The 17,732-nt window shown below is 77.2% G+C and carries 17 protein-coding genes and 1 pseudogene; 9 read left to right on the forward strand and 9 right to left on the reverse strand.

Annotated elements, in window-relative coordinates; genetic code table 11:
• Window positions 1-31 precede the first annotated feature (31 nt).
• Entirely contained in the window at window positions 32-862 is an 831-nt protein-coding gene (locus tag PH190_RS27105) for a glycosyltransferase family 2 protein (protein ID WP_274234652.1), read from the reverse strand.
• A complete protein-coding gene (rfaE2, locus tag PH190_RS27110) occupies window positions 859-2,397 on the reverse strand; it encodes a D-glycero-beta-D-manno-heptose 1-phosphate adenylyltransferase (RefSeq protein WP_274234653.1) in 1,539 nt (512 codons plus the stop codon). Before rfaE2 ends, PH190_RS27105 begins: the two co-directional genes overlap by 4 nt.
• Before the next feature lie 128 nt (window positions 2,398-2,525).
• Here rfaE2 and PH190_RS27115 point away from each other — a divergent pair, with 128 nt between their 5' ends.
• Window positions 2,526-2,921: an STAS domain-containing protein gene (locus tag PH190_RS27115; protein WP_274234654.1), complete on the forward strand. Its 396-nt coding sequence runs from the start codon at window positions 2,526-2,528 to the stop codon at window positions 2,919-2,921.
• A gap of 23 nt (window positions 2,922-2,944) precedes the next feature.
• On the opposite strand, the gene PH190_RS27120 is transcribed toward PH190_RS27115, so the two are convergent.
• From PH190_RS27120 to PH190_RS27150, 7 genes and pseudogenes are all read right to left on the reverse strand, one after another.
• On the reverse strand, window positions 2,945-3,700 hold the full coding sequence (locus tag PH190_RS27120; protein WP_274234655.1) for an SDR family oxidoreductase: 756 nt from the start codon (window positions 3,698-3,700) through the stop codon (window positions 2,945-2,947).
• Entirely contained in the window at window positions 3,697-5,130 is a 1,434-nt protein-coding gene (locus PH190_RS27125; RefSeq protein ID WP_274234656.1) for a PfkB family carbohydrate kinase, read from the reverse strand. Before PH190_RS27125 ends, PH190_RS27120 begins: the two co-directional genes overlap by 4 nt.
• Window positions 5,127-5,741, reverse strand: coding sequence for a D-sedoheptulose-7-phosphate isomerase (locus PH190_RS27130; protein WP_274234657.1), 615 nt, complete (start codon window positions 5,739-5,741; stop codon window positions 5,127-5,129). Before PH190_RS27130 ends, PH190_RS27125 begins: the two co-directional genes overlap by 4 nt.
• A pseudogene (locus tag PH190_RS30905) lies at window positions 5,738-6,976 on the reverse strand (glycosyltransferase). Before PH190_RS30905 ends, PH190_RS27130 begins: the two are co-directional and overlap by 4 nt.
• A gap of 126 nt (window positions 6,977-7,102) precedes the next feature.
• Entirely contained in the window at window positions 7,103-8,110 is a 1,008-nt protein-coding gene (locus tag PH190_RS27140) for a glycosyltransferase (RefSeq protein WP_274234702.1), read from the reverse strand.
• 126 nt (window positions 8,111-8,236) lie between these two features.
• Window positions 8,237-9,301, reverse strand: coding sequence for a glycosyltransferase family 9 protein (locus tag PH190_RS27145; RefSeq protein WP_274234658.1), 1,065 nt, complete (start codon window positions 9,299-9,301; stop codon window positions 8,237-8,239).
• Window positions 9,298-9,828, reverse strand: coding sequence for an HAD-IIIA family hydrolase (locus PH190_RS27150; protein ID WP_337993863.1), 531 nt, complete (start codon window positions 9,826-9,828; stop codon window positions 9,298-9,300). Before PH190_RS27150 ends, PH190_RS27145 begins: the two co-directional genes overlap by 4 nt.
• A gap of 201 nt (window positions 9,829-10,029) precedes the next feature.
• Here PH190_RS27150 and PH190_RS27155 point away from each other — a divergent pair, with 201 nt between their 5' ends.
• The 8 genes from PH190_RS27155 (at window position 10,030) to PH190_RS27190 (ending at window position 17,726) form a co-directional block, all read left to right on the forward strand.
• Window positions 10,030-10,530 carry an ATP-binding protein gene (locus PH190_RS27155; protein WP_274234659.1) on the forward strand — a complete coding sequence of 167 codons (501 nt, stop codon included), beginning with the start codon at window positions 10,030-10,032 and terminating at the stop codon, window positions 10,528-10,530.
• 236 nt (window positions 10,531-10,766) lie between these two features.
• Window positions 10,767-11,504: an RNA polymerase sigma factor SigF gene (locus PH190_RS27160; RefSeq protein ID WP_274234703.1), complete on the forward strand. Its 738-nt coding sequence runs from the start codon at window positions 10,767-10,769 to the stop codon at window positions 11,502-11,504.
• A 4-nt stretch (window positions 11,505-11,508) separates the two neighbouring features.
• Window positions 11,509-12,450, forward strand: coding sequence for a glycosyltransferase family 9 protein (locus PH190_RS27165; RefSeq protein ID WP_274234660.1), 942 nt, complete (start codon window positions 11,509-11,511; stop codon window positions 12,448-12,450).
• Window positions 12,451-12,460: 10 nt separating this feature from the next.
• Complete coding sequence (locus tag PH190_RS27170; protein WP_274234661.1) at window positions 12,461-13,270, forward strand: DUF2127 domain-containing protein; 810 nt, start codon at window positions 12,461-12,463, stop codon at window positions 13,268-13,270.
• A 151-nt stretch (window positions 13,271-13,421) separates the two neighbouring features.
• Window positions 13,422-14,315 (forward strand): YhjD/YihY/BrkB family envelope integrity protein, encoded by an 894-nt coding sequence (locus PH190_RS27175; protein ID WP_274234662.1) that lies wholly within the window; start codon window positions 13,422-13,424, stop codon window positions 14,313-14,315.
• Window positions 14,312-15,127: a carotenoid biosynthesis protein gene (locus PH190_RS27180; RefSeq protein WP_274234663.1), complete on the forward strand. Its 816-nt coding sequence runs from the start codon at window positions 14,312-14,314 to the stop codon at window positions 15,125-15,127. The genes PH190_RS27175 and PH190_RS27180 overlap by 4 nt, the downstream gene beginning before the upstream one ends.
• The gene (locus tag PH190_RS27185) at window positions 15,124-16,236 is read left to right on the forward strand and encodes a glycosyltransferase family 2 protein (RefSeq protein WP_274234664.1); all 1,113 of its coding nucleotides are present in this window, start codon (window positions 15,124-15,126) and stop codon (window positions 16,234-16,236) included. The genes PH190_RS27180 and PH190_RS27185 overlap by 4 nt, the downstream gene beginning before the upstream one ends.
• The gene (locus PH190_RS27190) at window positions 16,233-17,726 is read left to right on the forward strand and encodes a phytoene desaturase family protein (protein WP_274234665.1); all 1,494 of its coding nucleotides are present in this window, start codon (window positions 16,233-16,235) and stop codon (window positions 17,724-17,726) included. Before PH190_RS27185 ends, PH190_RS27190 begins: the two co-directional genes overlap by 4 nt.
• Window positions 17,727-17,732: the final 6 nt, after the last annotated feature.

The following is a 17,732-nucleotide window of genomic DNA, read 5'->3' on the forward strand; positions in this document are numbered from 1 at the left end:
TGCGTGATCTTCTGAGCCATAGCTCAGAAGATCACGCACGTAGGGCGTCGACGGCGGAGATGCCGCGGTCGGGGAGGGCGGTGGGGGACTCCTGGTGGTAGGCGCCCCCGGGCAGGATGCCGGCGGCGCCGCGGTGTGCCATGACCCGCTGCTGGGAGTACACGTCCTCCCCGTGCGCGTCGGTCGGCACGTCGCGCCAGAACTCGAACCCCCCGGCCTCGACCAGCGCCGCGCGGTCGAACAGCACGCACCCCGCCACCCAGGCCACCTTGTACGGCACGTAGCGCTCGGGCGAGGGCACCGGCGACCCCGGCCCGTCGAGCCCCAGCGACTCGGCCAGGTGCAGGCCGTTCGCCGCGTTGTGCAGGCGCCAGCGCTCCCAGCCCGGGCCGTCCTTGACCAGCGTCTCCGGCTCCACCGGCCCCGACCACGGCTCGAACGACGTCACCTCGCCCGGCCGCCGGTCGTCGGCGTGCCCGAGCGCCTGCATCGCCGCGCCCACCATCCCGCACCGCAGTTCGCCGAGCGCCCGGTGCAGGCGCGCCAGGGCGCCCGGCTCGAGCCACACGTCGTCGTCGAGGTAGAGCACCGCCGGCGCCACCGCGCACGAGAGCAGGAACGCGCGCTGCTCGGCCATCCCCCGCCGCGGCAGGTGACGATGCAGATCCACGGGGACGCCGCGCCGGCGCAGCCAGCGGATCACCGTCCACGCGGGCGAGGTGTCCCAGGAGGGCGCGTCGTCGGACTGGTCGGAGATCACCAGCCGGTACGACACCCCGGTCTGCGCCGCCAGGCCCGCGAGCGTCGTCGCGAGCTCGATCGGCCGGTCCTTCGTGGGGACGAGGACGTCGACGTCGGTCACCGCGCCGACCCCCGGATGCGGTCGACGATCGCGGTGGTCGAGCGGTCGGGCAGGTAGTCGAGGATGACCGTGTGCCCGCCGTAGGCGCGCACCGTCTCGGCCTCGCGCAGCATCTCCGGGGTGTAATCGCCGCCCTTGGCGTACACGTCGGGGCGCAGCAGCTCGAGCAGCTCGACCGGGGTGTCGGCGTCGAACGTCGTGACGTGGTCGACGCAGCTCAGCGCGCCGATCACCGCCGCGCGGTCCGCGAGCGGGTTCACGGGGCGCTCGGGACCCTTGAGCCGGGCCACCGAGTCGTCGGAGTTCAGCGCCACGACCAGCACGTCGCCCAGGCGCTTGGCCTGGTTGAGCGAGGCGATGTGCCCGCGGTGCACGACGTCGAAGCAGCCGTTGGTGAACACCACCCGCCGGCCCATGACCCGCTGCTCGTCGACGAGCGCGGCCAGCGACGCCGCGTCGAGCAGCGGGCCCTCGGCGGCGGCCACGCGCTCGGCGAGCTCGCCGGTCGCGCACACCGAGGTCCCGGGCCGGCCCACGACGACGTCGGCGGCGGCCTGGGCCAGCTCGACCGCCGTGGCGGCCGGGGTGCCCGCGGCGAGCGCGAGGGACAGGGCGGCGGTGAACGTGTCGCCGGCCCCGCAGGTGTGGCTCTCGGGCGCCGGGCGGGCGAAGGTGCGGTGCGTCGGCGCCTGCTCGTCGGGCAGCAGCAGCGCGCCGTCGCGGTCGAGGGTGACGACGACCGCGCCCGCCCCCGACCGCGCCCGCAGCTCGGGGCCCGCGGCCTCGGCGGCGGCCACGCGGTCGGGCCCGCCCAGCTCGCGGCCCAGGAGCCACCCCGCCTCCCCCGCGTTCGGGGTGACGACGTCGGGCCGCGCGGGCGCCCAGCGGCCCGGGTCGTGCGCGTCGACCACGAGTCGCCAGTCGCGCCCGGCGTGCAGCGACCCGACCAGCGCGACCGTCGACTCGTCGAGCACCCCGCCGCCGTAGTCACAGACGACGACGGCGTCGGCGCCCTCGACGGCGGCGCGCAGCGCGGCGTGCACCGTCTCGCGCACGCCGGCGTCCAGCGGGGTGCGCGGCGTGGTGTCGAAGCGCGCGACGAGCGCGTCGTCGGCGAGCACGCGGCGCTTGGCCGCGGTGGGGCGCGTCGGGTCGGTGACGACGCCGTCGGTGCCGACGCCGTAACCGGTGAGCAGCTCGCGCACGGTCGCGGCGTCCGCGTCGTCGCCGAGCACCGAGACGAACTCGGTGCGCGCGCCGAGCGCGGCGAGGTTGGCCGCGGTGTTGGCGGCGGCGCCGGGCGAGCCGCGGGTGTGGTCGACCTCGACGACCGGCACCGGCGCCTCGCGCGACAGGCGCGTCGACGGGCCGGTCAGCCACTGGTCGAGCACCGCGTCGCCGAGCACGACCACCCGCGGGGCGGCGGCGGCCAGCCGCGCGGGGAGGTCCGCCGCGAGCGGCGCGTCGTCGAGCGGGGGGACGACGACGGTGTCGCGACGACCGGTGTCGCGACGGTCGATCTCGGGGGCGGCCATCAGCGATCCGTCCTTCCGGGGGAACACCTACGGGTGCGTTCGGCGGGGTGCGTACCCGCCGGTCGGCGCGGCACCGGTGGCGTGGGTACTGTCGTCCCCCGCCCCGTCACGCGCCTCCGGGAGTGCCGATGGCCCAGGACCCCCCGACCGATCCCGCGCTCGAGACCCAGGGCGCCACGGACACCACCGACGTCACCACCCGCTTCCTGACCCCGGCCGTGGCCGTGGTCCGCCCCGTCGGCGACATCGACACCGCGACGGCCGGGCCGCTGCGCAGCACGATCCAGGAGCAGGTCGCCGCAGGCGCCCAGCACGTCGTGCTGGACCTCTCGGGCGTCGACTTCATGGGCTCGGCCGGGCTGGCCCTGCTCATCGCCGAGCGCGAGGCGGCGATCGCCCGCGAGGGCGAGCTGCGCCTGGCCGGCGTGCCACGGACGGCGGGTCGGGCGCTGAGCCTCACCGGGCTCACCGAGCTGTTCGACACCTACCCGGATCCGGACGCGGCTGCCGCCGACCTGCGCTGACGGGTCGGTCACGGGGGCTCCGGTCACGGGTACGAGCCCTCTTCCGACGACGTGACGACGAGCTCGCGCACCTCGCTGCCCGCCGGGCGGGTGAGGGCGTAGAGCACGGCGTCGGCGGTCTGGGCGGGGTCGTTGAGCTTGGCGTCGGCGCCCGGCTTGTACTGGTCGGGGCGGTCGTCGAAGAAGTGGGTCCACATGCCGCCGGGGATCAGCAGCGTGACCCCGACGCGGCCGGCGGTCTCGGCGGCCAGGGCGCGGGTGAAGCCGACGACGCCGAACTTCGAGGCGCAGTAGGCGGTGGCGTCGGAGACGGCCTTGACGCCGAGCGTCGAGGACACCGTGACGACCTTGCCGCGCCGCGACTCCAGCTCGGGCAGCGCGGCGCGCACGACGGCGGCGGTACCGAGCAGGTTGACCGCGATGACGCGCTCCCACTCGGCGGCGTCGACGTCGACGAGCCGGCCGCAGCGATCGATACCGGCGGCGGTGACGACGGCGTCGAGGCCGCCGACCTGCTCGCTGGCGCGGCCCACGGCGGTCTCGGCGGCGCGGGTGTCGGACAGGTCGACCTCGACGAAGGCGTGCCCGGCGTCGGGCGCCTTGACGTCGAGCACGACGGGCGTCCCGCCGGCGGCGACGACGGCCTCGCACACGGCGGCGCCGAGGCCGGACGATCCGCCGGTGACGAGCACGTGGCCCGGGCCCCGGCGCTGCGTGTCGGCGGCGCGGGTGGCCTCGGGGTCGGCGGCGGGGACGGGGGACGCGGCGGCGCTGGTCATGGGGTTCCTCCCGAGGGGACGGCGTCAGGGGTCTCGTTCTCGAGGCGCGCCAGCAGGCGGGTCGACGAGCGGCCGGCGTGGTACGGCACGGCCACGACCTCGCCGCCCCAGCTGCGCACCAGCGGGGTCTCGAGCAGTTCGTCGGTGGCGTAGTCGCCGCCCTTGACCCAGACGTCGGGACGCAGGCGGTCGAGGACGGCGCGCGGGTCGTCCTCGTCGAACACCTCGACGGCGTCGACGGCGGCGAGCGCGGCGAGCATCTCGGCGCGGTCGGCCTCGGTGACCACGGGCCGGTCGGGGCCCTTGAGGCGGCGCACCGAGGCGTCGGAGTTCAGGCAGACGACGAGGACGCCGTCCTCGCCGGCGAGCCGTCGTGCCGCCGCCAGGGTCCGGGCGTGCCCGGCGTGCAGGAGGTCGAAACACCCGCCGGTGGCGACGACGGTGGCGCCGCGGGCCCGGGCATCGGCGACGACGTCGGTGGTCGCCGGCTCGTGCGGGCTCTCGGGCTTCTCGGGCTCGGCGTCGTCCAGCGCGGCCGCGCCACCGGCGGCGACGAACGCGGCGGCCGCGGCGACGGCCGTGCGCACGGCGTCGTCGACGGCGGACCCGTCGGCGAGGGCGACGGCCACGCTCGCGGCGAACCGGTCGCCGGCGCCGCAGGGGTCGCCGCCGCGCGCGAGGGTCGCGGGCGTGACGGACGTGCCGGTGGCCCCGCGCAGCACGGCGCCGTCGCGGCCGGCGGTCACCGCGACCGCGTCGACGCCCCACTGCGCGCGCAGGGCCTCGCCGAGCGCGGCGGGCTCGTGCGGGAACCCATGTGCGTGATCTTCTGAGCTATAGCTCAGAAGATCACGCACATAGCCGCGAGCCTCCGACAGGTTCGGCGTCACGAGGGTGGCGCCGGGGACGGGCGGGGCGCCATGGGGGTGCGGGTCCCAGACGACCGGGACGCGCCCGGCCGCCTCGGTGAGCGCCGCGCGGACGGCGGGGTCGGCGGTGATGCCGCGCCCGTAGTCGGACACGAGGACCACGCCGGCGCCGGCGATCGCGTCGAGCAGCTCCCGGCTCGCCGCGCACGGCTCCAGGCCGCCCTCGTCGAGGCGCAGCAGCACCCGGTCGTCGGCCAGCATGCGGGTCTTGGTCGGCGTGGTGCCGCCGGTCTCGACGGCGATCACGTCGACGCCGGCCAGCAGCTCACGCATCGCGTCGGCGTCGGACCCCAGCACCGTCGCCAGGCGCACCGGGCGCCGGGTGCTGCGCGCGGCGAGCAGCGCCGTCAGGCCCGCGCCGCCGGGGCGCTCGCGACGCTGCGCGGCGGCGAGCACCGGCGCCGGCGCGTCGGGGCAGAGCCGCTCGACGGCGCCGAAGACGTCGACGTCGCGCAGGCAGTCGCCGACCACCACGATCGAGGAACGCGTCCGGGGGCTCACGGCACGAGCTCCTCGGCGGCCCGCGACGACGGCGCCGACGCCCGCCCGGCGAGCGCGCGGTCGACCATCTCGCAGATGAGGTGCACGGTCACCAGGTGCGCCTCCTGCACCGACGGGGTCTCCCCCGGCAGGCACAGCGCCTCGCTGGCGGCGTCGGCGAGCGGGTTCGGGCCGGGTCCGGTCAGCGCCCACACGGTGAGCCCGAGGGATCGGCCCGCCTCCGCGGCGGCGACGAGGTTCGGGCTGCGCCCGCTCGTCGAGAGCAGCACGAGCACGTCCCCGGGACGCCCGTGTGCGCGGACCTGGCGGGCGAAGACCTCGTCGTAGCCGTAGTCGTTGCCCAGCGCCGTGATCGTCGAGGTGTCGGCGTGCAGCGCGATCGCCGACAGCGGCTCGCGCTCCCCGCGGTAGCGCCCGACGAGCTCGGCGGTGAGGTGCTGCGCCTCGGCCGCGCTGCCGCCGTTGCCCGCGGCGAGCAGCCGCGAGCCGTGGCGCAGGCGGGTGGCGAGCTCGGTGCCCCAGCGCTCGATGCGCCGCGACTCGCCGGCGAGCCCGTCGAGCGTGGCGGCCAGCCCGCCGAGGTGGCGGCGCACGATCCCGTCACCGGTCATGCCGGGCTCCCCGTGGTCAGGGCGCCGACGGCGTCGACGGCACCGGCGATCACCTCGCCGTACACGTGTTCGTGCGCGGCGGCGACGCGGTCCCAGCCGTACTCGGCCTCCGCGCGGCGGCGCCCGGCCCGTCCGAGGGCGCGGGCGCGACGCGGGGCGCCACGCAGGCGATCCAGGGCCGCGGCCACGGCCGCCGGGTCACCGGCGGGCACGTGGTGGCCGGTGACGCCGTCGACGACGGTGTCGGCGAGCCCGCCGACCGCCGCCGCCACGACCGGGCGGGCGCACGCCATCGCCTCGAGCGGGACCAGGCCGAACGGCTCGTAGGCGGGCACGCAGGCCACGGCGTCGGCGGAGCGGTACAGGGCGGGCAGCGCGTCCTGGCCGACGGCGCCGAGGAAGTGCACGCGGTCGGCGACGCCGAGCTCGCGGGCCAGCCGGCGCAGCCGCGCGACCTCCGGGTCGTCGTCGAGGCCCTCGGCGCGCGGCCCGCCGGCGACGACGAGCTCGGCGTCGTCGGGCAGGGCCGCGAGGGCGGCGACGACGGTGTCGACGCCCTTGCGCGGCACGAGGCGGCTCACGGTGAGCACGCGGAAGGCGCGGCCACGGGGAGCGGTGTCCCCCGCCGCCGTGAAGTGGGAGACGTCGACACCGCACGGCACCACGGTCACCTGGTCGACCGGCACCCCGAGCGCGACGAGCTCGTCGACCTCCTCGCGGCAGGTCGCGAGCACGCGGTCCACCTAGGCGCCCAGGTCGCTCTCGACCGCGACGCGGCGGGCGGGGCTGGTGTCCTCGGCGCCCTGGTGACGGCGCTTGACCGACCCGAGGGCGTGGAACGTCTGCACGACCGGCACCCCGAGCGCGCGGGCGGCCGGCAGCGCGGCCATCCCGGACATCCAGAAGTGGGCGTGCACGACGTCGGGACGCTCGTCCCGCCAGCAGGCGGCGAGCTCGGCGGAGAACGCGTCCATGTGCTCGACGAGCTCGTCCTTGGGCACCTCGACGGGCGGACCGGCGTCGACGTGGTCGACGGTGACGCGCGCGGCGAGCGCGACCCGCCGCGGCGTGCGGCGGTCGGTGCGGCGGGTGTGGACGACCACCTCGTGGCCGGCGTCGGCCAGCGCCAGCGCCAGCGCACGCACGGCGACGTTCTGGCCGCCGGCGTCGACGCCGCCGAGCCCGTCCGACGCCGCCAGCGGGCTGGCGTGCTCGGAGACCATCGCGATCCGCATGCGCACTCCTCCCTCGGCCCGTGCGAGGGCCGGGTCATCGTTCGGGGGCGGCGCGGCGGGCGCGCCACGGGACGGCGGGGACGCGGACCGGCACGTGGCTGGACCGGTCCCGCACCCCGGGGGTGGTCAGACCGCGGGTGCCAACCGGCGGGGCTCCCGGGCGCGCTCCGCCGCGTCGCCCTCGATCAGCTCGTCGAGCAGGAGATCCCAGTCGGCGAGGAAGCGGTCCACCCCGTGGCGGGCCAGCGCCGAGGCCCGGGCGGTGGCGCCCGCCGCGCGGGCGAGCTCCGGATCGTCGCGGTAGGTGCGCAGGCCCTCGCGGAGGACCCGCAGGTCGGTGGCCACCACGCCCGCCCCGGCCGGGACGTCGACCGCGGCCTCGGTGGTCGCGAGCGCGACCACCGGCATCCCGAGCATCATCGCCTCGATCAGCGACAGCCCCAGCGAGGTCCAGCGCACCGGGTGGAGGTACACGCGGTGGCGCGCCATCTCGGTGTGCAGCCGGTCCTGGGGCAGGTCGCCCCCGATCGCGATGCCGGGGTGGCGGACGGCCTCGCCGAGGCGCTCGCTGCCGATCCCGTAGACGTCGAGACCGACGGTGTCGGCGAAGCCCGCGAGCAGGTCGGTGCCGGTCACGCGGTTCCGGCGCACCGGCTCGTTGACGACGACCGCCGCGCGGTCCAGCTCGCCGGTGTAGCGGTCGCCCGGGTCGAGCACGCCGTGCTCGACGACGCGGACCGGCGCCCGCCCGGTGTCCCACATCAGCACGTTGAAGTGCGTCACGTGCACGACGGGGATGTCGTCGCGGTCGGCCATCGGGTGGCGCGACGTGGGGACGTCACCCTTCGGCGTGTTGTGCTCCACGAACACCGCAGGCAGGTCGACGCCGGGTCGCCGCCCCGTCCAGCGCTCGGTGAGCTCGATCTCCTCGGGGCGCTGGAGCACGACGGCGTCGATGGCCTCGGCGCGCTCGCGCAGCTGCTCCGGGGTGGCCTCCTCGGCCCGTGCCGGCCAGTCCCAGGCCGCCGGCCGTCCCCCGCCCCAGGGCCCGCGCTCCGGCAGCACCGGCAGCAGGCACGTGTGCCGCCCCTGGACGAACGCGGTGGTCCAGGAGCCGTGGACGTGCCAGTGCAGGACGGTGCGCGCCGGCGTCCGGGCTGGTTCCGGGACCGACGCCGGGGACGGCGCGGGGTCGGACGGGTAGGTCACCGGCGAGGTATTGGTTCCGCGTCGAACCCATAAACTCCGCCCACCGAACTACTACTCTCCGTACACGACCGTGGTGACGGCCTTGACGACGTCGTCGCCGCGCACCCCGTCCAGACAAGGGTGACCAGGCACGGGGCAGGTCCGCGCGCGTGTTCCACGACACGGCGCGTCCTGGTCGCCGAGCAGAATCCGTGGCACTCCGTAAGGAGCCCACCGTTCCGGCGGCACCACGGGGGCGAACAGGGAGATCACCGGCACACCCACGGCGGCGGCCAGGTGCGCCGGGCCGGTGTTGCCCACCACGACCGCCCGCGCCCGGGCCAGGACGGCGGCGAGCGTGCCGAAGCCGGTGCGCCCGCCGAGATCGACACCGGCGCGGCCGGCCACCTCCGCGGTCAGCGCCGTCTCCCCCGGCGCGCCGGTGACGACGACCCGGTGGCCGGCCGCGGTGAGCGCGGCGACGCCCTCCGCGGCCCGGTGCGGCGACCACGCCCGCGCGGGCACGGACGCGCCGGGGTGCAGCACGACGTAGTCGCCGTCGACCTCGTGCGCGGCGAGGAGGTCGGCGGCCTCCCGGCGCGCGGCGTCGTCGACGGTGACGGCGAGGCGCCCGTCGTCACCCGGGGGCAGCGCGTAGCCGGCACGCTCGGCGATCGCCAGGGCGCGCTCGGCCTCGGGGAGGTCGTCGGGGAGATCGACGGTCGGGTCGAGGGCCGGGTCGCCGGGGCGCAGGCGGACGTCGAGGAGGCTGCCCGGGTAGTCGACCGACGCCGCGGTGATGCGCGGGACGCCGGCGAGGCGCAGCACGAGCGCGGTCGGCAGCGGCGACTGGTGGAACGAGGTCAGCACCACCGCCTCGTCGACGCGCAGGGCGGCCAGGGCGTCGACGACCTCCCCGGTGCCCTCCCGCGTCACCGGCTGCGGCTCGCCGTCCACCCACGGGCAGCGCCACACCGCGACGGCGTCGACGCCCGGCAGCAGCCCCGCCGCCTGCCGCCCGCGGGGCCCGACGAGCGCGACCACCTCGTCCGCGCCGGCGGCCACCGCGCGGATCGCCGGCCCGGACAGCAGCACGTCGCCGTCGCTGTCGAGGCGAACGACGAGCACCCGCGTCACGAGTCGAACCCCAGGAGCGCCACGGCGCCGAGCAGGTCGTCGGCGAGGATGCCGCGCGCCCCGGCGGCGTCGACCTCCTCGGGGCGGGTGGCCGCGGTCGGCACGAGCACCGCCCGCGCGCCGGCCGCGTCGGCCGCGCCGACGTCGGCGGCGATGTCCCCGACCACCGCGACCTCGCCCGGCGCGACCCCCAGCGCCGCCGCGGCGGCGAGCACCATGCCGGGCGCGGGCTTGCGGCACCCGCACCCGTCGTCGGCGCCGTGCGGACACCAGCGCCAGTCGGCGAACGGGCCCAGCAGCTCCCCCACCCGGGTGTTCACGGCCGCCACCTGCGCGGGGTCCAGGAGGCCGCGCGCGACCCCCGACTGGTTGCTCACGACCCCCACCGGCACGCCGGCCGCGCGGAGGCGCGCGAGGGCCGCGGCGGCGGTCGGCACCGGCACCACGAGATCCGGATCGCCGTTGTAGGGGACGTCGACGACGAGGGTGCCGTCGCGGTCGAAGAGCACCGCGCGGGGACGGGTCACGGCGCGGCAGCACACCACGACGGCGGGCGGCGCGCACGTCACCCCGGCGGGCTCCGGCGCGTCGAGGGCTCGGTTTGTGGGGTGGGGGCCCGGGTACACGCCGGGAGACCGGAGCCTCGCCGGTCTGTCCGCCGCCCGCGCGGGCGTGACCGACCAGGAGGACCTGCGTTGATCAGCCCCCAGCCACCCGAACACCGGGGCATGGGTGCGCCGCGTGACGTCGAAGTGCGCGTGCTGCCCGTGCCGGAGGCGCTGGTCACCGTGCGCACCGTCGCCGGCGACCTCGCCGCACGTGCCGAGTTCACCCTCGACGTGGTGGACGACCTGCGTCTGGCCGTCGACGAGGCGTGCACCTCCCTCGCCGCGCTCGCGCGGCCCGACACCAAGCTCACCGTCACGTTCGCCGTCGAGGACGAGCGGATCGTGCTGACCGCGTCGGTCTCCACCACCGGGCCGACGACCCTGGCGACCGACACGTTCGCGTGGCGCGTGCTCACCGTCCTCGCCGACGACGTGCGCGTGCTCGCCGAGGCGCCGTCGGTGCCGGGCGAGCCACACCGTCTCGCGCTGCGCGTGATCGTCGAGCGCCGCCGCGACGTCCCCCTCGCCGACGTCCTGCCCGACACCGGGACCGCCGACGACACCGCCCCCGCGGCCACCGTCTCCCGGCTCCCCGAGCCGCCGCGGGGCGCGGGCCCGTGAGGAGCCCCGCCGCCGGCGCGCAGGCCGGAGCCACCGCCCCCGATCCCACGGATGTGAGCTCGATCGACGTCATGACCGACACCGCCGGCGCGACCGGTACCCAGGCCGCCGACGACGACGCGACCACGGCGCCGCGCCCCGAGCCGCGGGACACGGGGACCGAGGAGCGCACCGACGGCCGCCAGGACGGTCGGAACTCCGACCGCAAGGGCTCGCGCGGCGAGTACGACCACCTCATGCCGAAGCTCGCCGAGCACGCGTCGCTGGAACAGGGCTCGCCCGAGCGGCTGCGGCTGCGCGACGAGCTCGTGCGCGGGCACCTGCCGGTCGCCCAGCACATCGCGCGCCGGTTCTCCCGCCGCGGCGAGCCGGAGGAGGACCTCGAGCAGGTCGCCACGCTCGGCCTCATCAACGCCGTCGACCGGTACGACCCGGCCCGCGGCACCGACTTCCTGTCCTACGCCGTGCCGACGATCACCGGGGAGGTGCGCCGGCACTTCCGGGACCAGGCCTGGTCGATGCGCGTCCCGCGCCGGCTCAAGGACCTCAACGTCACGCTGAGCTCGGCGATGTCGCAGATGTCGCAGACGCTGGGCCGCGCCCCCAACGCCGCCGAGCTCGCCGAGCACCTCGGCATCGGCAAGGAGGAGGTGCTCGAGGCCCTCGAGGCGTCGAACGCCTACCGCAGCGGCTCGCTCGACGAGATGCTCGTCGACGACCCGGACTCGGGCACGGTCTCCGACCTGCTCGGCGAGGCCGACGCGGCGCTCGAGCAGGTCGAGTACCAGCAGTCGCTGGCCCCGCTGCTCGAGAAGCTCCCGCAGCGCGAGCGCACGATCATCATGCTGCGGTTCTTCAAGAACATGACGCAGTCGCAGATCGCCGAGCGCGTCGGGATCTCGCAGATGCACGTCTCCCGCCTGCTCGCCAAGACCCTCGCCCAGCTGCGCGACGGCCTCGGCGACGCGCGCTAGGGACGTGCCTCCCACCGCCGTCGTCCTGCGCGACCTCGGCCTGGGCGACCTGCTCGTCGCCGTGCCCGCGCTGCGCCTGCTGCGCCGCGCCCTGCCCGCCCACGAGATCGTCCTCGTCGCCCCCGACGCCCTCGCCTCCCTCGTGGCACGGCTGCCGGAGGTGGACACCCACGTGCGTGATCTTCTGAGCTATAGCTCAGAAGATCACGCACGTACGGACGTGGCGGTCAACCTGCACGGCAAGGGGCCGGAGAGCCACGCGCGGCTGGACGCCCTGGCGCCGCGACGGCGGATCGGGCACGCGGCGCCCGGCTGGGACGGGCCGGCGTGGACCGACGACCCCGCCCGCCCCGAGCGCCGCCGCTGGTGCGACCTGCTCGCCGCCACCGGCCTCGTCGCCCCCGACGACGCCCGCGCCGGCGCCGACGACCTGACGCTCCCCGGCCGGCGCGCCGTCCCCGGCGGGCCGGTCGTCGTGCACCCCGGCGCCGCGTTCGGGTCGAAGCGCTGGCCACCCGAGCGGTTTGCGGCGTGCGCGGCGGCGCTCGCCGCCCAGGGCCACGCGGTCGTCGTCACCGGCGGCCCCGGCGAGCGCGCGCTCACCGCCGAGGTCGTCGCCCGCGCGGGCCTGCCCGACGACGCCGACCTCGGCGGGCGCACCGACCTCACCGGCCTGCTCGACCTCGTCGCCGCCGCGTCCCTGGTGCTCGCCGGCGACACCGGCATCAGCCACGTCGCCACGGCGTTCGGCACGCCCTCGGTGACCCTGTTCGGCCCCGTCCTGCCGACGCAGTGGGGGCCGCCGCCCGGGGGGCCGCACGTCGTCCTCGGCGACGACGCCGCGCGCCGCGGCGAGCGCTTCGCCGACGACCCCGACCCCGCGCTCCTCGCCGTCACCCCGGCCGACGTGCTCGCCGCGATACCGGCCGCCGCCGTCCCCGCCTAACCTCGCCCCCGTGAGACTGCGCTACGAGCTCCTGGGCTGTGCGCTGCACGGGCACGCGCTCGTCGGCACGGACGCGGCCGCGGTGCGCGCGCAGGACGCGCTGCTCGTGCGCGAGGACGCCGACGGCCTGCGCTGGCACCGCTGCCTGCGCTGCGACGGATGGGAGCCCCGCGCGGCCCCGACCGCACCGGCGCGGGACACCGTGCCCGGTCCCGACGAGGTCGAGGTCCCGCTGCGCGGGCGCCCGCTGCGCGACCGGTTCGTGCTGCGCCTCATCGCCCTGGACCGCGCGGTGCACGTCGTGGCCCTCTCCCTGCTCGGAACCGCGGTGCTCCTGTTCGCCACCTACCGCGAGGCGTGGGGCCCGACCGCCGGGCAGATCGTCGGCATCCTGCAGGCCGGGATCGGCGGGCCGGTCGGCCACGGCGGACCGACCCTGCTCGTCGAGGTCGAGCGCGCGTTCGACGTCCCGGCCGCCACGCTGTACGGGCTCGCCGCCGTCCTGCTCGCCTACGCGGTGCTCGAGGCCGTCGAGGCCGTCGGGCTCTGGTACGCGCGCCGGTGGGCGGAGTACCTGACGTTCGTCGCCACCACGGTCCTGCTGGTGCCCGAGGTCTGGGAGCTCACGCACGGGCCGACCCCGCTGAAGATCCTCGCGCTGGTCGTCAACCTCACCGTCGTCGCCTACCTCCTCGTCGCCAAGCGGCTGTTCGGGCTGCGGGGCGGCGGGCGGGCCGAGGAGGCCGAGCGGGCGCACGACACGGGGTGGCCCGCGGTCGAGCGCGCCGGTCCGGGTACCGAACGGCTGACCGCGAGCTGACCACTCGTCATGTCGCCGACGGCAACGACCGATCGGCCCCCGAGCGGTGCCCTCCCGCCCCCGCGTGTGAGGTCCGCGTGACCGGTTGTGCACCCGGGCGGCGGGGTAAGCCAGGGCAGTGCCGCGTCTCGTCTCCTCGTCGTCCCCACCCGTGGCCTTCGCCCGGTCCCTGGCGGCGTCCGTGGCCGCCACGCTGCGCGGGCGGGACCTCGCCGCCGTCGCCGCCGGCCTGACCTACTTCGCCGCCCTCGGCGTCGTGCCGTGGCTGCTGCTCGCGGTCTGGGGCGCGGCCCTGCTGACCTCGCCGGAGACGATCGCCGGGTTCCTCGCGGACCTGCGGATGCTGGTGCCGCCGGAGATGGGCGCGCGACCGGTGTACGACGGTCTCGTGCGCGCGGGACTGAACCTGGGGTGGTGGGGCGCGCTCGCGACGATCGTCCCGGCCACCTTCTACGGCGAGGGCCTGCGCCGGGCGTCGCTGCGCCTGTCCCCGCGCACCGACCGCTTCACCGGCTGGCGCGCGCGGGTGAGCCTGCTGCCGCTGGTGCTCGCCGTGCCGGTGCTCGCACTCGGGGTGTTCGTCACGGCCCCGCTGCTCGCCGACCTCGCCCGCACCGGCGGCTTCTGGGGCACGCTCGGCCAGGTCGTCGTCGCCTTCCACGTCTCGTTCGTCGCGGTCGGGGTCGTGCTGACCTGGGGCTTCCGGGTCGTCGCGCCTGGCGGGCCCGGCTGGGCCGCGACGCTGCTCGGGGCGTTCGGCACCGCCGCGGTGATCTCCGGCTTCCTCCAGGGCTTCCTGCTGTTCCTCGCGCTCCCGATCGACCTCGGCATCCCGTTCGGCGGCCTGGACATCGTCGGTGCGACGGTCGCGATCGCGCTGTGGATGTTCGTGCTGCACGTGCTGCTGCTCACCGGCTGGGCCACCACCGACGCCCTCGACCGCCGCTTCCGCGCCGCGGCCCGGGCCCGCACCGACGGGACTCCCGACCCCGGCCCGTCCTCGTCGCCGTCCGCCGCCCCGCTGTCCGTCGGGGCGGGACGGTGAGCACCACCCACACCCGCCCGGTCACGCGGCGCCGCCCGACCCTCCGACCCTCCTGGCACGCGGTGCCGTGGGCGTTCGGCGCGGGCGTCGTCGGGGTGCAGATCGCGTTCCCGCTCACCGGCGGCGGCACCCCGACGCTGACCGTCCTCGCCGTCGCGCTCTTCGCGGCCGCCTCGGTGTCCCACGCCCTGCTCACCCGCGGGCCGGCCGCCGCGGTCGGTCTCGTCGTCGTCGCCGGCGGCGGCGGGCTGCTCGTCGAGGCCGTCGGGCTCGCGACGGGCGTGCCGTTCGGCGAGTACCGCTACACCGGCACGCTGGGCCCCGAGGTGCTCGGCGTCCCCGTCGTCGTGCCCCTGGCCTGGGCGATGATGGCCTACCCGTCGCTGGTCGTCGGCCGCCGTCTCGCCGCGGCGCTCGGTCGCGGGCGGGGCGCGGTCACGGTGCTCGGGGCCTGGGCTTTGGCCACCTGGGACGTCTTCCTCGACCCGCAGATGGTCGAGGCCGGGCACTGGTACTGGCTCGAGCCCTGGCCGACGCTGCCCGGGGTGCCGGGCATCCCGGTGTCGAACTTCGCGGGCTGGCTGCTCGTCGCCCTGCTCATGATCGCCGCGCTCGACCGCGTCGTGCCGGCGCCGCAGGAGGGCGACGACCGGCTGCCGCTGACGCTGTGGTGCTGGACGTTCCTGTCCTCGACGATGGCCGCCGCCGTGTTCTTCGGGCGGCCGTCGGTGGCGCTGGTCGGCGGCGTGCTCATGGGGCTGGTCGGGGTGCCGCTGCTCGTGGTGCTGCGACGCCACGGGGCCCGGACGTGAGGGTCGGGCGATGCGGGACCGCGCTCGGGACGGCTCTCGCCCTGGCGTCCCTCGGACTCACCGTCGACAACCTGCGCCGGCTGCGGGTCCCCGACCCGACCGCGCCGCCGCCGCGCGAGCGGGTCGCCGTGCTCGTGCCCGCCCGCGACGAGGAGGCCGACATCGTCGACTGCGTGCGGGCCCTGCTCGCCGCGGTCGAGGGCTGGCCGGTGCCGGCGGAGATCCTGGTCCTCGACGACGGGTCCACCGACACCACGGCCGCCCGGGTGCGCGCGCTCGGCGTGCGCGTCCTCGACGGCGTGCCGCCCCCGCCCGGCTGGCTCGCGAAGCCCTGGGCGTGCCACCAGCTCGCGCGCGCCACCACGGCCGACGTCCTCGTGTTCGTCGACGCCGACGTGCGCGTGGCGCCGCACGGGCTCGCGGCGACGGTCGACCTGCTGCGCCGCGCCGGCCTCGACCTCGTCAGCCCCCATCCCCGCCAGCGCGCCGAGGGCCCCGCCGAGCGGCTGGTGCAGCCGCTGCTGGCGTGGTCGTGGCTCGCGACGCTGCCGCTGGGGATCGCCGAGCGCTCGCCCCGCCCGACGCTGTCGGCCGCCAACGGGCAGCTGCTCGCCGTCGATGCGCGCGCCTACCGCGAGGCCGGCGGGCACCCGCCCGACCAGGTCCTCGACGACCTCGCCCTGCTGCGCGCGCTCAAGCGCCACGGCCGGCGCGGCGTGGTCGCCGACGGGACCGCGGTCGCCGAGTGCCGGATGTACCACGGGGCGGCGGAGGTCCGCGCGGGCTACACGAAGTCGCTGTGGGCGGCGTTCGGCACCCGCCCGAGCGCGGCCGCGGTCGTCGGGATGCTGGTGCTCGTCCACGTCGTCCCGGCGCTCGCGGCCCTCCGGGGCTCGCGGGTCGGGCTGGTCGGCTACCTCGCGGGGGTCGCGAGCCGGGTGCTCGCGGCCCGGCGCACCGGCGCGCGCCCGGGCGACGCCGTCGCGCACCCGGTGTCGGTGCTGGCGGTCGCCGCGCTGACCGTCGAGTCCTGGCGGCGTCGCCGCGCGGGCACCCTGCGCTGGCGCGGGCGCCCGGTGGTGGCCGAGTCGCCGTCGCGGGCGGCATGACGCGCGCGGTCGTCGTCGGCGGGGGGCTCGGCGGGCTGGCCGTGGCCGCGCGGCTCGCCGCGTCCGGGCAGCGGGTGACGCTGCTCGAGGCGGCCGAGCGGGTCGGCGGCAAGCTCGGCACGGTCGAGGTCGACGGGTTCCGCTTTGACACCGGACCCTCGCTGGTGACCATGCCCGCGGTGCTCGAGCGCCTGTTCGCCGACACCGGCCTGCCCCTGCACGACGTCCTCGGCCTGCAGCGCCTCGACGTCGCGGCGCGCTACCGGTTCGGCGACGGCGTCGAGCTGGACCTGCCCGGTCGCCGCGAGCAGATCGCGCCGGCGCTCGACGACGCCCTGGGCGCCGGGGCGGGCACGCAGTGGGAGGCGTTCCTGGCGCACGCCGAGCGCGTGTGGGACGCGACGCACGAGCACTTCCTCGAGTCGCCGGTCTCCCCCGGCGGGCTCGCGCGGCTGTCGCTGCGGGTGCGTGACGTGCTCGCCGTCGCCCCGTGGCGCAGCCTGCGCGGCGTCGGCGACCGCTACCTGCGCGACGAGCGCCTCGGCCTGCTGCTGGACCGCTACGCCACCTACTCAGGGTCGGACCCGCGGCGCGCGCCGGCGGCGCTCGCGGTCGTGCCGTACGTCGAGCAGCAGTTCGGGTCCTGGTACGTGCGCGGCGGGCTGCGGCGGCTCGCCGAGGCGGTGGCCGACCGGTGCCGGTCGCTGGGGGTCGAGCTGCGGACGGGGACGCGGGTCGCGGCGATCGACACGGTCGGCGACCGGGTGTCGGGCGTGCGGCTGGCCGACGGCGAGCGGCTGGCGGCCGACGTGGTCGTCGCCAACGCCGACGCGGCGACGGTCTACGGGCCCGACGGGCTGCTCCCCCACGCGGCGTCGGCCCGGCGCCTGGCGCGCACCACGCCGTCGTCGTCGGGGTTCGTGCTGCTGCTCGGGCTCGCCGGTCGCGACATCCCCGGTCCCGGGACGCCCCACCACCGCGTGCTCTTCCCGCCCTCGCGCGCGGCCTACGACGCGGAGTTCGACGCGTACCGAGGCGGCGCCCCGGCGTCGGCGCCCGCGGTGTACGTCCACGCCCCCGACGACCCGGCGCTGCGCCCAGGCGGCGACGGCGAGGGGTGGTTCGTGCTGGTCACGGCCCCGCGCCACGACCCGGCGGGCGGGGTCGACTGGGACGCGCCGGGGCTCGCGCCGCGCTACGCCGAGCGGATCCTCGAGGTCATGGCGCGCCGCGGGCTCGACGTGCGCCACCGCATCCGCTCGTGCACCGTGCGCACGCCTGCCGACCTGGAGCGCGAGACCCTCGCCCCCGGCGGCTCGATCTACGGCACGTCGTCCGACGGCGCGCTTGCCGCGTTCCTGCGCCCGGCCAACCGCTCCCCGGTCGCCGGGCTCTACCTCGTCGGCGGCTCCTCCCACCCCGGCGGCGGCCTCCCCCTCGTGACCCTCTCCGCCGAGATCACGGCCCGCCTGGTCCGGTCCCGTCCGTGAGTGAAA

Source organism: Actinomycetospora straminea (genome assembly GCF_028737255.1).
Lineage (GTDB): Bacteria > Actinomycetota > Actinomycetes > Mycobacteriales > Pseudonocardiaceae > Actinomycetospora > Actinomycetospora straminea.

What these genes read in the sequence shown, in the direction of transcription:
- PH190_RS27115 (WP_274234654.1), top strand. Translation starts at nt 2,526, where the DNA reads ATGGCCCAGGACCCCCCGACCGATCCCGCGCTCGAGACCCAGGGCGCC.
- rfaE2 (WP_274234653.1), bottom strand. Translation starts at nt 2,397, where the DNA reads ATGGCCGCCCCCGAGATCGACCGTCGCGACACCGGTCGTCGCGACACC.
- PH190_RS27155 (WP_274234659.1), top strand. Translation starts at nt 10,030, where the DNA reads ATGGGTGCGCCGCGTGACGTCGAAGTGCGCGTGCTGCCCGTGCCGGAG.
- PH190_RS27190 (WP_274234665.1), top strand. Translation starts at nt 16,233, where the DNA reads ATGACGCGCGCGGTCGTCGTCGGCGGGGGGCTCGGCGGGCTGGCCGTG.
- PH190_RS27160 (WP_274234703.1), top strand. Translation starts at nt 10,767, where the DNA reads ATGCCGAAGCTCGCCGAGCACGCGTCGCTGGAACAGGGCTCGCCCGAG.
- PH190_RS27130 (WP_274234657.1), bottom strand. Translation starts at nt 5,741, where the DNA reads ATGACCGGTGACGGGATCGTGCGCCGCCACCTCGGCGGGCTGGCCGCC.
- PH190_RS27120 (WP_274234655.1), bottom strand. Translation starts at nt 3,700, where the DNA reads ATGACCAGCGCCGCCGCGTCCCCCGTCCCCGCCGCCGACCCCGAGGCC.